We start from the raw sequence: 15,194 nt of genomic DNA on the forward strand, positions 1-15,194 counted from the left end.
CAACAAGACTGAACATCCTTTCTCTGTATGGCTTTTCGTGCTGCTCCACTGTCATGATATTATGAATTGGCTTTACCTTTAAGAATTTCTACTTTTTCCCGTTCGCTTGCGAGAAGTTGCTCATAAAGCTTCTTGTTTTCTTCGTAGACTTCAATTAACTTGTCTATAGGATTGAATGTAGGGTTGTAATTTACAGCATTTAACATCGAAGTATCGTTAAATGTATTCGAGATGATATTCACCGCCTTTTCCTCATCAAAGTTTTTGATGGCTTCAACGGGAACTTTAAGTATAGCAGCTACTTGCGCAAGAATATCTTCTTCAATAAGCTCTTTTCCCTCCAATAACGATACTCTTTTTTGGCTCCAATCATCTCCTAACGCTAAAGCCAAGGCTTCTTGCTTTAACCCGAGCATCTCGCGAAAGCGCTTCACATTGCGTCCCTGATGAATATTTTTTGGCGAATCGGTAGCTGTCCTCATGACGAAAATGGTTGTTTAAGCAAATGTATGAAAATTTGAAGTTTCAAGTTACCAGTTTTATCGGCCTAAAGCAAGCATAAATTATACGAGTTTGCTACTTCGATAGAAAGCTGTAGAATAGGTTAGAAAGCTGTTCCTGCGGTCATTTGTCTTGCTGGCAACAATGGCGGCATCAAGACCATGACGATGTATTTAGGAAACATAGCACCGTGGGAGGCAGTACCCCAAACATCTGCGTTTTAGCGAAATTATGAATCCTTTAAAAGTCATTACCGACTTTTTCAGTTCTGGGTGGCCCAAAGATCACCGGGAGGATTTAAAGGAATGGCGTTTTTATGTATTAAATGACAAGTTTTATAAAGATCGGCATGGGCCTGGACACGTGTTATTCATTTATGATCAAACCCTTCAGTTGATCGAAGCTCTGCATTTATTACTACTCAGAAATTACGACAGGTGGCCACGCTTACAGGACGTGACCGAAGAGCAGATCGAACAGGAAAAAAAGGAATGGGTATACTTTCCAAAAAATTTGTCTGCAAAAGAACTTGCTAACCCATATAAAGCCGTGAAGAAGTGTTTCAAAAAAATAACGCCGCAGGATTATCGCGACTATCTGCACGAATGGCTGCACAGCGCCTTGTATAACAGTGCTGCTGACGAAACGCTGATCGCTGGCGAGATCATTGACGTGTATGATAATATCCGTAAACTTTATTCCGCAGCATGGCTCATTCACCAGCGCGAGACCGAAGAAACGATCACGCATAAAGGTTGGGGCAGAAACCGGAATGCGTCGGAAAAAGAAAGCATTGATGATAAATTAGCACCACTAAAAGACCTTGATCCGGTATTAAATCAAGCTGAAAAGTCAGGCATTGACGAAGTAAAGAACCTGATCGTTGAGCGTATTCCATCTGTTTGTATGATTTACCTGATGGGTACACACTCCAACCCATTTACGTATTATTTACTGATACTGATAGACGACAAGGAAAAAACGCCTGAACACGAGATTGCCAACAAAATTGAGGATAACTGTCGTCACCTGGCATCAGTATTCGCCTTTGTACATAAACTGGCCAGTGCCAAAGATGCGTTGGCAAACAATAAGCGTTTTTGGCACAACACACTCTTCAAAAGTATTAATGTTTATAAAGCTCCTGATGTTGAGCTAACAGGTGCGCATTCCATTGATAATAGTGTGTGGCTGGAAAGAGCCGGGCACGACTGGAACAGATGGGGTGTTCAAGGCAAAGAATTCATGAAAGGCGCTCTTCGCTACATTGAAGATAACAATTATTCACTGGCACTTTTCTCCCTTCATCAGGCTGCTGAAAGTAGTTTGATTGCTATTATTCGGGCGGTATTAGGTTACCGCTTATCGGTGCATAATTTGTCGAGAAAGATTAGAATAACATTGTTATTTACTGAAGAAATTAAGCGGGTTTTGCAGTTAGACACGACGGAAGGCGTTCAGCTATTCAATTTGCTGCAATCAGGATATTCGGAAGCACGATATAAAAGCCAATTTAATCCAGATGAAGAATCTGTAAAGCGCTTAAAAGATAAAGTTGAACTGCTGATAGCTAAGATTGAGCAAATTTACCAGCAGTTTATTAAAGAAAAATCCGCTCCACCAAGCACCGGCCAGTAGTAGCGGCAGGCGGCTTGAGTTTCTCAGGCCGCCCTGCTCGCTATGATATGCATTGATGTTTCCTGAGTTTAGATGGAAAAGACGCTGCCTGATCAATCTACATCACTGCACTATCAATAGATAGCTAATGTTTATCAATTAATTATCTTGTTTTATATAATCAATCTAACAATGAATTACAACGTGTCATTTGCAGAGATGAACCGGTTAGCTATGAAGATAAAAATCCGTCAACCTAAACTTTCTCTCGAAGATATGCGAAAACAAGCGTTGCGACTTGAAAGCACCCGTACCGCTAAAATAAAAAAGCAGTCACCTTCTCGTTAACAGCTAAATCGTGAATGTTATTAACGATATTGGTGTGAATAAAAATGGATTGATTATTGCAAAGGTCTATTTATTTGTACGGAATTTTTCCGTATATTTGTTTTGAAAGGCAATAATTATGGAACGAGCGATCAAAGCTGAAAAGACAAGATTCGATACCAAACTGACAACAGATCAGAAAACATTATTTGAACGGGCAGCAAAATTAGGCGGTTACCGTACGCTTACCGATTTTGTGGTATCCACTGTTCAGGAAAAAGCAAAATTTATTGTGGAACAGCACGAAGCTGTTCTGGCTACAGAAAGGGACAGGAATGTTTTTTTCGAAGCAATCATGAACCCGCCGAAACCTGGCAAACGCTTACAAGAGGCTGCTGAGCGCTACCGTGAATTAAATAATCAGTCAACGGAAGTTTAATGAGTTATCCGATTGAACCGCTGCATTCAGGACTTAACAAAAAAGAGTTTACCTGCGGCAAGGAAATGCTGGATAATTACCTGCACAAACAGGCAAGCCAGGATATCAAAAGGCGTTTAAGTACCGTGTCTGTCATGCTGGATGGTGACCGCATCATCGGCTATTATACGCTATCAAGTACCAGCATACCCTACGAACTGGTGCCGGAAAAAGTGCAAAAGAAAATGCCGCCTTCTTACCATAACCTCCCTGCTATATTATTAGGAAGGCTCGCATTGGATCAAAACTATAAAGGACAACGCCTTGGCGAATACCTTTTAATTGATGCGTTAAAGAAGTGCTACGACGTCTCTTTGACGCATGTCGGGGCAATGGCTGTGATCGTCGATCCGCTTGACGCCGATGCGGAAGCCTTTTACTTAAAATATGACTTTGTTAAACTGGACTCTGGGAAAATGTTTCTGACGATACAGACCATAGCTGCGCTGTTTACAAATTAGGATTGTCATGTGATATTCTCTGGGTAAACAGCGAGATATTATACAAGCGTATAAATTGAAAGCTCGTTGGCTGTCCCCAAGGCCAGGCTTTTCACTATATCTTTTCCATGAAAAGGATGCCGTTGCAATCCTTGACAGGCTAACTTCTCCAATGTCTATTGCTTAAAATTCCGCTCCTGCATTTTTGCTGCGCTGCAAAAGCATTCGCTTATAACGTTTGACTGGCTACGTCCTGCAGGCGCATCATTCCGGACTTCACTCGTTTACCCGCTCCGTTACCCTTCGCCGGGAAAAGCTTCGCTTGCCTGCATTCCTGCCCTTGCTGATTCGATTTAAGGGACTTCTTTTAGCTGCTATTTTCCAACGAAAACGGACAAAAGCGGCGTCAATCTCGGTCAGCCTTTACGTACGAACGCATAATGTCCTTCGCTTCGCTGCGGCCACCCTTCGGGACTTATAGTTCTCCCGCTCTGGCTTACGACCGCTTTTTTGACTTTCTTTTTTACCGTTTTTTCTTTTGAAGAATAGCTTTTTAAGGGAAGTCTTCGGGAAAAGAGGGAAACGAAAAACAAATTTTTTAACCCTTTAAAATCTTCTAAGATGAAAACAGCAGAAAAAAATGCAAACGGTGTACAAGTTGCAGCAGCAAAAGCAAACGAAGCTAACAGAACTACAAACCGCCCAAGCCTTACAGGCAAAGAAGCCAAAGAACATGCAAACACTACCAATGAACAGCCCGCCGAAAATTCACAAACTGCGGAACCTGCGCCTGCCCAGGCTGCGCCCAGTGGCACCGCTACAGTGGATAACCAACCCATTAACGCTGCAAACCAGCCAGCCACCGAAGAAGTGAAAGCCGAAGCACAGGCCGAACCCGCTAAAACGGAAGAAGTAAAATTTGAGCCTAAAAAGTTCGCGCTGAATTTAGAGCAAACGCTCAAATCCGTGAATGACCTGCACCGCTTGTCTATCCAGCGTTTGGCCCTGATAGCCCGAATTAAGACCTTAGAAGATTTTGAGGTGCAATTACAGGAAGAGAACGACGAACTGGAAAGCAACCCCTACCAAGGCTGCAAACTCATCATTCAGGATGATAAACGCCGCGAATTCGTCACTAACACGCCGAACCTTATCCGCATGGTGGCACAGTTCATTTTTGATGCCTGCCACGAAAAACTGGCCGACATCGAGGCTAACATCGTTTTTCCGAACGCCTGAACAGGTATTGCTCCCGGCGTTTAGCCGGGGGCATTTTTAAGTTTCATCAAAACAGCTACTCCCATGTACGAGCAATTTATAGAACTGACCGACCAGCTATTTTGGGAAGGTTACGCCGAACAACTGGCGCAGGAGAACCCCGCACAATTTCAAATGGAATTCCGTGATTTTTTGAACACCTATCAATATTAAGGCAATGGAAGACAAAATTTTCATACTGGTGAAAGTGGCCATTCAAACCACGCACCCTAACATACACGACGCTATTGCAGAACTGCAAAACAGCGACGTAAAAATTACGAGCACTGGCAATGTACAGGTGCTGCGCACCGAGATCATACCCATGAATACAAGAACTACAAAAAATTAAAGCAATGGCACATCAGATCAATTTCAATCAGAAAACAGGCAAACACAGCTTTATGAGCGTAAAGGAAAAAGCCTGGCACGGTTTAGGGCAGATCATTGACCGCTACCCGACCAGCAGCGAAGCGATACAGCATGCGGGTTTGGACTACATTGTAGAAAAACGTCCTTTGTTTACTTATGATACTGCCAACCATTTGGGTGAAGGCAGCGACGATATGATCATTCCTGAAATAGAAGTACCGAATTTCTTTGCCACCGTAAGGGCAGACACGGAGCAGGTTTTAGGTGTAGTCGGCAATGACTATGAAGTTGTGCAAAACCGTGATGCGTTTTCGTTCTTTGACGCCATTGTCGGCGGTAGTGATGGTATTTTGTACGAGACCGCAGGCGCATTAGGCAACGGCGAACGAGTATTCATAACCGCCAAGCTGCCTGATTATATCCGTGTAGGTGTCAAGGACTGGATAGAGCAATACTTGTTTTTGACCACTTCGCATGATGGTTTAGGCAGTATAACCGCAGCTTTTACGCCTATCAGAATTGTATGTAATAACACGCTTAATGCTGCTATGCGGAATCATTCAGGAGCAATTAAGATACGGCATACCGCGTCTGCTGCCGAGCGGTTAAAACAAGCGCATACGCTCATGGGCATCAGCCGTGAGTTGAGCCAGGAAATGGAAGGCTTGTTTAACCAGTGGGCAAAAGTCCGCATTACAGACCGTGAAGTGAGAAAGCTGATACAGATTGCTATGGCACCTAATAAAGAGGTATTAGAACATTTAGCCGAAAGCAGGTTTGAACAGCTTTCTACGCATTACACAAACATTGTTGACAGCGTTTATGAATACGCTTTAGCCAGCCCGACGCAACAGATCGATACGACTGCAGGAACGGTATTTGGTGCTTATAATGCGGTAACCGGGTATTTTCAGAATGTACGCAGTTTCAAAAGCGAGGAAGCGAAGTTTAAATCCATCATGGACGGCACCGCCAAACAGCGGGCACAAACCGCCTTTAATCTTTGCCGGGATTTCGCTACGCGAGGCAATGAGGCACTAATATTTAACTAAAGCCAACAAGGGGGAGCAATCCCCCTTGTTTTCAAAAATTGCCGGACGGCGGGCTATCGCCCGCCCATTTAGGACGCCCCCTGTTTCCGTATCGATGATGATTTTTGGTGAAAACAGGGGGCGCTTTATTTTGAGCCAAGTTTATATTCAAAAATGATAACTGGCCAGACCTTATCATATCAACAGCAAACTGGACACAAACTGTGTCCAATTTGACATCGACCAATTATCCAGCACTAAAATAACTCATTCCTAACATATCTATTGTATGCTCATATTTTTTAAAAACAAATAGCGTTTTGATTGTTATGATTTAAACGGAAATGGTGTCTTCCGTTCAAAATAACCGCCTCGTGCTGATGACGCCTACAATTATAGCATAGATGAAACCTTGCAGGTCTTGTCGTGAACATTATTGTAGGTGAATGATCAGCGGTACTTCAATCCCTTTTCTATCCCGTCTCGCATTTAGCCAGGTCACCTCCCTGCTCATTGTTCCGGCATCAGTTCATGGTTTTGTCCATGCGATTTAAACTTTTAAAAACAACATAAAATGAACATCAAGAACATTATGGCCAGGGAAGTTTTGGATTCAAGAGGTAATCCGACCGTTGAAGCGGAGATCACTCTAGAAGATGGCTCAACAGCAAGGGGGATCTCACCATCGGGTGCCAGCACCGGCGAGAAAGAAGCGGTGGAACTACGCGACGGCGACCAAAGCCGCTATCAGGGCAAGGGCGTTGAAAAAGCAGTGGCCGGTATCAATCAGGAAGTAAAGCGTGCACTTATCGGCTCCGCATTCGCTGATCAGGCATCCTTTGATCAGGTGCTGATCGACCTGGACGGAACACCCAATAAGGCCCGGTTAGGCGCTAACGCCATTCTGGCCGCTTCGATCGCCTTTGCGCGGGTGAACGCTGTATCCAAAAAGATCCCCCTTTACCGTCAGCTTATCGAGCGCGATACCTATGTGATGCCGGTCCCGTGTATGAACGTGATCAACGGTGGACGTCACGCGGACAATAACCTAGACTTTCAGGAATTCATGATCGCTCCGCACCATGCGCCGAACTTTAAAGAAAGTATCCGCATGGGCGAAGAAGTATTTCATACGCTAAAAAAGCTCTTGTCGAATAAGGGCTATTACACCGGTGTGGGCGATGAAGGCGGTTTTGCACCCAACCTCAGCTCCAACGAAGAGGCCATCGAAGTGATCTTGGAAGCTATTCAGAAAGCCGGGTACAAACCCGGAGAGGATATCTCTGTTTGCCTGGACCCGGCCACCAGTGAGATGTGGGACAATGGTCATTACAAAATGTACAAGAGTAACCAGCAGCGTTATAGCTCGGAAGAGATGGTCGATCTCTGGGCAAAATGGATCCGAACTTATCCTATCGTGCTTTTAGAGGACGGTTTGGGCGAAAACGACTGGAATGGCTGGAAGATCATGACCAATCAGCTGGGCAGCGAAGTGGAACTGGTCGGCGATGATATATTTTGCACGAACCCTTCGATCATTCAGGAAGGTATCGATCGGGGTATCGGGAACAGCGTGTTGATCAAGCTTAATCAGATAGGCACGGTATCAGAGACCTTGCAAGCTGTAGCACTGGCGCAGCAGAACGGCTACCACTGTTTTATCTCTCACCGAAGCGGGTGAGACAGAGGACACGACCATCGCTGACCTGGTGGTGGCCACCAATGCCGGGCATATCAAAACGGGAAGTGGCTGCCGCTCGGAGCGGGTCTCCAAATTCAATCAGCTTTTACGCATCGAACAGGAACTGGGTAGCAAAGCCCGTTTTGCAGGGATCGAAACTTTTAAACGGTAGCAGCAGATCAGTATATGAAAGCTCTCATCACCTCGGAGCGCTACCAGATCATCAAAGAACTGATCAGGTGGAGCTTGCTTATACTTCCGGTAGCTGTCGCTATCGGAAGTATGGTCGCCTTGTTTCTATGGATACTGGACCTGGCCATCAATTACCGGTTCCATCATCCCTGGCTTCTATTTTTGCTCCCGCTGGCCGGGGTACTGATCCACCTGATCTATCGCTCGGTCGGCAGGTCTTCCGAAAAAGGCAACAACCTGATCATGGAGGAGATACACGAACCAGGCGGGGGCGTCCCGCCGCAAATGTCACCGATCATTCTACTGACCACGGTATTGACACACTTGTTCGGTGGTTCTGCCGGTCGTGAAGGTACCGCGGTACAGATTGGCGGAAGCATTGCCCATTTATTTGGAAAGTGGTACCGACTGTCCGTTCAGGATATGCAGTTATTGCTCACGTCCGGAGTTGCCGCCGGGTTCGGTGCCGTATTCGGTACACCGCTGACAGGTGCGCTGTTCGCCCTGGAGGTCTTGGCCATAGGGCGTATGCAGTATAACGCATTACTGCCTGCACTGATCGGCGCTGTCGCCGGGGACTACACGGTAGCAGTCTGGGGAGTTCACCATACGGCCTACCAGATCAGCGCCTTTCGGCATGAGGCATACCCTTTATCAGCTTATCTTCCTTTTGATGGTCTGTTAATGCTGAAAGTGATGTTAGCGTCCGCGGCATTTGGGATGTCCAGCGCTTTGTTCTCTTCACTAGTTCACGCGATCAAGGTCGTTTCAGGTCATTTTATACGGTTGAAATGGCTGATCCCTGTTGCGGGTGGCCTGGTCATTATCGCGCTGACCTATCTCAACGGAAAACCTGACTACCTGAGCCTTGGTGTTGCTGCAGAGTATCCCGGGGCCGTTACGATCCAGTCGGCTTTCCATACCGGAGGTGCAGACCTGCTCAGTTGGTTTTGGAAAATGATCTATACGGCCGTCACGCTTGGCTCTGGATTTAAAGGCGGAGAAGTAACCCCCTTATTTTATATAGGGGCTACCTTGGGTAACACGTTGTCTAATGTATTGCATGCACCGGTGGGCTTATTTGCAGCGCTGGGATTTATTGCCGTGTTTGCCGGCGCGACCAATACGCCGCTGGCTTGTACGGTCATGGGAGTAGAACTGTTTGGCGGGGAACACGTGCTTTATTTTGCGATCGCTTGTTTTACGGCCTATTTATTCAGTGGCCATTCGGGCATTTACAGCGCGCAAAGGATCGCTGTCCCCAAATTGCTGAATGCCGGTATAACGCCCGACTCCGCTTTGGGTGACCTGGGTAAAAGCCGGCCGCATTGGTATGAACGGTTTCTAAAGTAATAACTGCAAAGACGGGGCGCGGTTTTACCGCGCCTCTATTTTAACGGTCACGATCTTGTTGACCATATAGGTCCTGCGATCCTTATCGTGTTCCATAGGTTGCGTATTTCCCTGACTGTCGGTCGCCCTTGACATCAGCTTATACTGGTTCTCGCCCGCAGGAACCTGCCAGTTGTATTCCCAAAGCCGCCAGGCGAACTTAACGTGCTTGCCTAATAATTTTGCCGGTTGCCAGGTTACGCCTTCATCAAGGCTGACCTCGACTTTTGCTACTTCATTTTCTCCGCACCAGGCCGCACCATGCACCCGGTATGTTTTACCTGCAGGGACCACCTCGCTTAGCGCAGGTCTGGCGATCTCTGCTTTGACCTGTACCTCGGTCACTGCGGTCAGTGTCGGCTGGTCATCAGTGCGTTTCCAGTAAGCATATTCCAGGGTTTGCCAGTAGCCATCAAATGGCTTGTCCACCGCGGTTATTTTGGTAAGCCACTTTACGGAAGCCATGCCATACCAGCCTGGGATGATCGCTCTTACCGGGTACCCATGCTCGGGGCTAAGATCCTTTCCGTTCATTTGATAGGCAAGTATCACTTCCGCCTGCATCGCTTTGGTAAGCGGTAAACTTCTGGCGAAGTGGATAGCACCGGGAGATTTGGGTTCTTCCGAAACTTCGCCCTTATCTGCCCCTTCTAAAATGATTTCCACTGTGCCCGGCTTTATACCGGCCTTTTCCAATACTACAGAAAGTGGCACACCTGTCCATTCTGCGTTTCCGACGGCACCCTGTTCCCACAATAAGCCCTTTACCTTTGGAGCCAGGTTGGCTCGCCCGTTACCGGCGCACTCCAGTATCGCCATCACTTTTTTAGCGGGTAAAGCACGTAACTCATCATAGGTTAAGGTGATCTCTCTATTAACATGGCCTCCGATGGCTACTTTCCATTCTTTTGCCTGCAACTTCGGAATGGGAAAATGGGTTCGTATAAAGAACTGGTTATTGGGCGTGATCAAACTGGAAAGCATCGGAAAAGGGAATTCAAAATTGACCGGTTCCTTTTCCCTGATGATTAGGCCCGGGAAGGATGGTTCAGATCCTTTATCTGCGTTACTCGCTGAAGCGATTCCCGGAATGATTGCGGTTGCCATGACGGGAACTGTCCCTTTCAGGAAAGCACGTCGTCCGTTATTGTTCGTTCCGTTATTTTGCGCCTTATCCATAATTGACCGATTTTGATTGGAGTGTTAAATAATTAAGGATCGGCAGTGCATTTTGTTTGAACAGGCAATCTCGACCGGTTGCCAACAAATCAGCTTTTCAATTGCTTAGATCTTATGGAAATACCAAGCGCAAACACGAACAAAGAAAAGATCAATCCCGGTGATCATCTGGCCAATGAACGCACCTTTTTGGCCTGGATCAGGACAAGTATCGCTTTAATGGGTTTTGGGTTTGTAGTCGTAAAATTCAGCTTGTTCGTCAAGCAATTATCCCTCGTTATTACTGACAAGATCGTTCTGCCAGGGAAGGGCTTTTCCGCGACCATCGGGATCATACTCGTCGCTATCGGTGCCCTGATGGCCTTGTTAAGTTATTTCAGGTATCGACGTATTGAAAAACAATTGCTTAGAAATACCTACTTTCCTTCGTTCGCCTTATCGCTTTTGCTGACCGTTGCGATAGTACTGGTCAGCGGGTTGCTGCTTTGGTATCTTTTACCCAATACCTGATAAACTCCTTGTGGAACAATTTCTATGCTTTATGGTTAAATAAACATGGGAATACATTCTGAATTTATGGTATCCGCTACGATACCTGGCGGTTCCGATCAGCAATATAAAGTGACGCACCAGGACGAAACATTTGCCGTGGAGACAGATAGCGGAACGATCACACTTATAAATAATGGTGATAATTCATGGAGTATTGTTAACGGTGATATCTCGCAAGAGTCCGCCAATATTATTGGGCAGGCTATTGAAGACCATTATCAGAAGTAATTCTTTCTGAACTATCGCTCAAGCCTTTCGATCATCTTCTTCATTTGTATGATCTCTGCCTGCTGTGCCTTAACAATACTATCCGCCAGTTTGCGCACCTCCGGGTCTTTGAGTTCGGCGTTTTTACTGGTCAGGACCGCTATAGAGTGATGCGGTATCATGCCCTTCATCCACTGGATATCGCCCACAGCGATTTGAAGTCTTACGCCCCATAAGGCAGTGCCGAAAATGACAATACTGAATACCATGATCAAAAAATTCTTCTTTCGATCGGTATACATATTGCGCATCATCATCAACATTAGAACTGCCATCGGGCAGATCATCAGTAAGGTCATGTAAAATCTGGTCAGGTTAAGATAAATATGATCCCACTCATACACATTAAGATACATAACGGCATACATGATCATGAATGACAGCGCAAGCATGATCAGGAAACGTGTATAGACTTTTTTATTCATGATCGATCTTTTATGGTAAAACCCAACTGTTTCTAAAATGTTCATTTGTTAAGATACCATAACCACAGGTTATCAATCATCAAATTTTGTGATATAACTTCAGCCTTTTTCGCTTGTACTTTTGATGTATCAACCAACAAACAAAATGAAACAGCAAGACGAAAATAGAGAAGTGACCAAAGCCTTGGTAAAAGTATCAAAGGCCTTAATTACCGTAAGTGTTTTGTTTGCGGTTTGTATAATAGTGGTGATCGTGACATTGATAGTACCAACTGGTCATTTACCTGGTAAGGATTCCCAGAAGATAAATGGCAGATCCGACCAACCAGTTACCATTCCATCTACCGAAGCCTCTGCCGGTACGACACCACGCCCTATTCCGGCTGATGCATGGAAAGCTCCAAATGATAATACGATACCTGCCGGTAAAGATGGCGAGATGATCAAATATGGCAGGGAGCTTGTAGCACATACCGCCAGATATTTTGGCCCTCAAGGCAGCATCGCGAAGATCACTAACGGGATGAATTGTCAGAACTGCCACCTTGATGCCGGGTCACGCCTTTTCGGTAATAATTATGCCAGCTTTATTGCTAGTTATCCAAAACTGAGCAACAGGAGTGGCAGGGTGGAGCAGCCTGAAGAACGCATCGCTGAATGCTTCGAGCGTAGTTTGGCCGGTAAAGTACCTAACCCATCCAGTAAAGAGATCCAGGCCATGTTGGCTTACATGAAGTGGATCGGCAAGGACGTAAAGAAAGGTCAGAAACTATTTGGAAATGCAACAGAAAAGCTGGCATTCATGGACCAGGCAGCAGACCCGGCCAAGGGCAAGGAAGTGTTTATGATGAAATGCCAAAGCTGCCATGGTGCTAATGGCGAGGGCCTGCTTAACGCCGATAAAAAAACCTACGCCAATCCGCCGTTATGGGGAAAGCACAGCTATAACGATGGCGCAGGCATGTACAGGCTGACCAATTTTGCAGGTTTTGTGAAAAACAATATGCCATATGGCGCTTCATATCATAGTCCGCAATTAACAGATGAAGAGGCCTGGAACGTTGGCGCCTTTGTTAACTCCCAGCCGCGCCCTCATAAGGATCAGCAACATGACTGGAAAGACCTGAAAAAGAAACCGATCGATTTCCCGTTCGGGCCTTACGCCGACCAGTTCAGCGAGAAGCAGCATAAATACGGGCCGTTCAAACCCATCAAAGACGCACAAAAACAAGCATCAATCATCAAATCATAAAATAAGAACCATGAAAAAGTACATCATCATTTTAGCAGCCTTCGCGCTGACCGCTTTCACAAAAACTGTTAAAGCACAACAAACCGATCCCGCCGCCTTTACGGGCGCAACCGCAAAGCTCAAGCATTACGATGCGCTTTACATCATCAATTCCGGCGATGATAAAAAGATCAAGGGGACGTTAAGGAACATCAATAACGCGCTGGAAGATCCAAGACTAAAAGGTAAACTCCATGTTGAACTGATCGCTTTTGGTGACGGCGTGGCTGTTTACATGAAAAGTAGCGCCTATGAGCAAACTTTAAAGGACCTACAGGCAAAGGGAGTGGTGCTGGCACAGTGCGATAACACGATCAAGGAAAGGAAAATTGACAAAGCCGACCTGTTTCCATTCATCTCCTATGTGCCGAGCGGCAACGGTGAGATCATCATCCGCCAATACGAAGGCTGGGCTACTGTACATCCCTAATAAGCATCCTCATTCAATTTATATAAACCATCATGAAATATCTTCAAAAAATAACATTTGCAATAACAGCAATAACAGCCTTGAGTAGCCAGGTAAAAGCACAGGATCACCGATTTGATCCACCCTGGAATACCCCGCCTGAAAGCAAGGTGCAATTTACCGTCCCGGGAGTCGACAATGTACCCGATCTGTTCGGCGACATTAACGACCCGCAACTGGTGGTATTCTTTGCCGGAAATCAGTTCATGTGTATAGACGACCTGCTGGCCGCGTTCAAAAAACAATACCCGCAATACCAGCGTGTATTTGCCGAAACCTTGCCACCGGGCATACTGGCTAAGCAGATCATAGGTGGCAGCATTGTTATTGGGAACATGCGTATCACCTTGAAACCCGATGTTTACACTGCAGGAAAAAGCCGGATCGATCAGATGCCGGAATATTTCAGCAAGACCGCACCTTATGCCTACAACCGTTTAGCTATTATGGTGCAAAAGGGTAATCCTAAAAAAGTGAAGGGATTGAAAGACCTTGGGCGTAACGATGTGCGTGTAAGCATGCCCAATCCGGAGTGGGAAGGAATTGGTAAACGTATAGAGGAAGCTTATGTAAAAGTGGGCGGTGAAACCTTAAAAAATACGATCATGGATACCAAGGTTAAAAACGGCAAAACTTTTCTAACCCAGATACACCACAGGCAAACGCCAATGCGCATTATGTATCAACAGAGTGATGCTGCACCGGTATGGTACACCGAAGCCTATTATCCAGAAAATGATCGGTTACCCGGCAGATATGGTGGAGATCCCTGAGAAAGATAACATCAGCGCCACTTATGTGGCCGGACAATTAAAGGCCGCGCCGCACGCGCAGGCTGCGCAGGATTTTATGGACTTTTTAGTAAGCCCGGTAGCCAAATCAATTTACCGGAAATATGGTTTTATAACAAAATAACAATATGAAAAGATCGATCATTATCATAGTTCTCATGGCCAATGTAGCTGTGGCCTTCGCCCAAAAAGACACCCTTCACATTTACGGACCCGGCGGCCCGCTTTCAGCCATGCAGGATTGCGCTAAAGCATTCACCGCTAAAACAGGTATTCCTGTAAAAGTAACCGGTGGCCCGGAACCGAAGTGGCTTTCACAAGCGCAGGCAGACGGCGATGTGATCTACGGCGGTGCGGAATATATGCTTACGCAGTTCATGCAAACCCATCCGGGAATGGTTGATGCAGCCACACGTGTGGAACTTTATAAAAGACGCGCGGCCATATTGGTAAGGTCGGGGAATCCAAAACAGATCACAAGTTTAAAAGATCTTGCCAAACCCGGTATAAAAGTGCTGGACGTGAACGGAGCCGGGCAGTTGGGCTTGTGGGAAGATATCGCCGGTAAAGAAAACCTGATCGGCGCGATACAAAAAAACATCGGCGGTTCCTACGCCAATACCGCGCTGGGCATCGAGGCCTGGAAGAAAGACAAAAGCTATGATGCCTGGATCACCTACGCATCGTGGCACAATAATTTGAAGGATGTTACGCAAGTTGTGGAATTGTCTTTGGCATCACGCTTATATCGTGGTACGCCGGTAGCACTTACATCCAATACCAAACAGGCTACGCAAGCCAAACAGTTCATTCAGTTCTTGCAAAGTGTCGATGGCCATGTGATATTTAAGAAATGGGGCTGGGAATAAAGCTCATATTTAAAACCCTAACATGAACTGAACGACAGAATCAGCCTGTTTTTGCCTTATATG

Annotated in this window: 20 protein-coding genes and 1 riboswitch; of the genes, 17 read left to right on the forward strand and 3 right to left on the reverse strand. The window is 46.0% G+C overall.

Going from position 1 to position 15,194, the window contains the following annotated elements:
- Window positions 1–59: 59 nt before the first annotated feature.
- A complete protein-coding gene (locus QE417_RS00900; protein ID WP_311946926.1) occupies window positions 60–482 on the reverse strand; it encodes a helix-turn-helix transcriptional regulator in 423 nt (140 codons plus the stop codon).
- A gap of 250 nt (window positions 483–732) precedes the next feature.
- Here QE417_RS00900 and QE417_RS00905 point away from each other — a divergent pair, with 250 nt between their 5' ends.
- The 10 genes from QE417_RS00905 (at window position 733) to QE417_RS00945 (ending at window position 9,249) form a co-directional block, all read left to right on the forward strand.
- Entirely contained in the window at window positions 733–2,139 is a 1,407-nt protein-coding gene (locus tag QE417_RS00905) for a HEPN domain-containing protein (RefSeq protein WP_164849850.1), read from the forward strand.
- Window positions 2,140–2,584: 445 nt separating this feature from the next.
- Window positions 2,585–2,884 (forward strand): type II toxin-antitoxin system TacA family antitoxin, encoded by a 300-nt coding sequence (locus QE417_RS00910; protein ID WP_127702907.1) that lies wholly within the window; start codon window positions 2,585–2,587, stop codon window positions 2,882–2,884.
- Window positions 2,884–3,384: a GNAT family N-acetyltransferase gene (locus QE417_RS00915; RefSeq protein WP_127702906.1), complete on the forward strand. Its 501-nt coding sequence runs from the start codon at window positions 2,884–2,886 to the stop codon at window positions 3,382–3,384. The genes QE417_RS00910 and QE417_RS00915 overlap by 1 nt, the downstream gene beginning before the upstream one ends.
- 600 nt (window positions 3,385–3,984) lie before the next feature.
- Window positions 3,985–4,602, forward strand: a complete 618-nt coding sequence (locus QE417_RS00920; RefSeq protein WP_127702905.1) for a hypothetical protein — start codon at window positions 3,985–3,987, stop codon at window positions 4,600–4,602.
- A 63-nt stretch (window positions 4,603–4,665) separates the two neighbouring features.
- On the forward strand, window positions 4,666–4,794 hold the full coding sequence (locus tag QE417_RS00925; RefSeq protein WP_262707637.1) for a hypothetical protein: 129 nt from the start codon (window positions 4,666–4,668) through the stop codon (window positions 4,792–4,794).
- Window positions 4,795–4,798: 4 nt separating this feature from the next.
- Entirely contained in the window at window positions 4,799–4,972 is a 174-nt protein-coding gene (locus QE417_RS00930; protein WP_164849849.1) for a hypothetical protein, read from the forward strand.
- 4 nt (window positions 4,973–4,976) lie between these two features.
- The gene (locus QE417_RS00935; protein ID WP_127702904.1) at window positions 4,977–6,044 is read left to right on the forward strand and encodes a DUF932 domain-containing protein; all 1,068 of its coding nucleotides are present in this window, start codon (window positions 4,977–4,979) and stop codon (window positions 6,042–6,044) included.
- A gap of 310 nt (window positions 6,045–6,354) precedes the next feature.
- Window positions 6,355–6,420, forward strand: a riboswitch (Fluoride riboswitch).
- 177 nt (window positions 6,421–6,597) lie between these two features.
- Window positions 6,598–7,704 (forward strand): phosphopyruvate hydratase, encoded by a 1,107-nt coding sequence (gene eno, locus QE417_RS00940; protein ID WP_446670061.1) that lies wholly within the window; start codon window positions 6,598–6,600, stop codon window positions 7,702–7,704.
- 31 nt (window positions 7,705–7,735) lie between these two features.
- A complete protein-coding gene (locus QE417_RS23720; protein WP_446670066.1) occupies window positions 7,736–7,876 on the forward strand; it encodes a hypothetical protein in 141 nt (46 codons plus the stop codon).
- A gap of 14 nt (window positions 7,877–7,890) precedes the next feature.
- On the forward strand, window positions 7,891–9,249 hold the full coding sequence (locus QE417_RS00945; RefSeq protein WP_157541635.1) for a voltage-gated chloride channel family protein: 1,359 nt from the start codon (window positions 7,891–7,893) through the stop codon (window positions 9,247–9,249).
- A 24-nt stretch (window positions 9,250–9,273) separates the two neighbouring features.
- Here QE417_RS00945 and QE417_RS00950 read toward each other — a convergent pair whose 3' ends face one another.
- On the reverse strand, window positions 9,274–10,467 hold the full coding sequence (locus QE417_RS00950) for a sulfite oxidase (RefSeq protein ID WP_157541633.1): 1,194 nt from the start codon (window positions 10,465–10,467) through the stop codon (window positions 9,274–9,276).
- A gap of 114 nt (window positions 10,468–10,581) precedes the next feature.
- Here QE417_RS00950 and QE417_RS00955 point away from each other — a divergent pair, with 114 nt between their 5' ends.
- Both QE417_RS00955 and QE417_RS00960 read left to right on the forward strand, forming a co-directional pair.
- Window positions 10,582–10,977, forward strand: a complete 396-nt coding sequence (locus QE417_RS00955; protein WP_117392409.1) for a YidH family protein — start codon at window positions 10,582–10,584, stop codon at window positions 10,975–10,977.
- Window positions 10,978–11,043: 66 nt separating this feature from the next.
- Window positions 11,044–11,247 (forward strand): hypothetical protein, encoded by a 204-nt coding sequence (locus QE417_RS00960; protein WP_157541631.1) that lies wholly within the window; start codon window positions 11,044–11,046, stop codon window positions 11,245–11,247.
- An 11-nt stretch (window positions 11,248–11,258) separates the two neighbouring features.
- Here the strand turns inward: QE417_RS00960 and QE417_RS00965 are convergent, their stop codons facing one another.
- Entirely contained in the window at window positions 11,259–11,711 is a 453-nt protein-coding gene (locus tag QE417_RS00965; protein ID WP_157541629.1) for a DUF305 domain-containing protein, read from the reverse strand.
- A gap of 145 nt (window positions 11,712–11,856) precedes the next feature.
- On the opposite strand from QE417_RS00965, the gene QE417_RS00970 reads away from it, so the two are divergent.
- Genes QE417_RS00970 through QE417_RS00990 form a run of 5 tightly spaced genes read left to right on the forward strand, consistent with a single transcriptional unit; the run spans window position 11,857 to window position 15,131 of the window.
- Entirely contained in the window at window positions 11,857–12,963 is a 1,107-nt protein-coding gene (locus tag QE417_RS00970; protein WP_117392771.1) for a c-type cytochrome, read from the forward strand.
- 10 nt (window positions 12,964–12,973) lie between these two features.
- A complete protein-coding gene (locus QE417_RS00975; RefSeq protein ID WP_117392407.1) occupies window positions 12,974–13,432 on the forward strand; it encodes a DsrE family protein in 459 nt (152 codons plus the stop codon).
- Between the two features lie 32 nt (window positions 13,433–13,464).
- Window positions 13,465–14,244, forward strand: a complete 780-nt coding sequence (locus tag QE417_RS00980; protein ID WP_311946940.1) for a molybdate ABC transporter substrate-binding protein — start codon at window positions 13,465–13,467, stop codon at window positions 14,242–14,244.
- Entirely contained in the window at window positions 14,207–14,386 is a 180-nt protein-coding gene (locus QE417_RS00985) for a substrate-binding domain-containing protein (RefSeq protein ID WP_311946941.1), read from the forward strand. The genes QE417_RS00980 and QE417_RS00985 overlap by 38 nt, the downstream gene beginning before the upstream one ends.
- Window positions 14,387–14,390: 4 nt before the next feature.
- On the forward strand, window positions 14,391–15,131 hold the full coding sequence (locus QE417_RS00990) for a substrate-binding domain-containing protein (protein WP_117392405.1): 741 nt from the start codon (window positions 14,391–14,393) through the stop codon (window positions 15,129–15,131).
- Window positions 15,132–15,194 lie beyond the last annotated feature (63 nt).

Origin of the sequence: Mucilaginibacter terrae, assembly GCF_031951985.1 — a bacterium.
Classification (GTDB): domain Bacteria; phylum Bacteroidota; class Bacteroidia; order Sphingobacteriales; family Sphingobacteriaceae; genus Mucilaginibacter; species Mucilaginibacter terrae_A.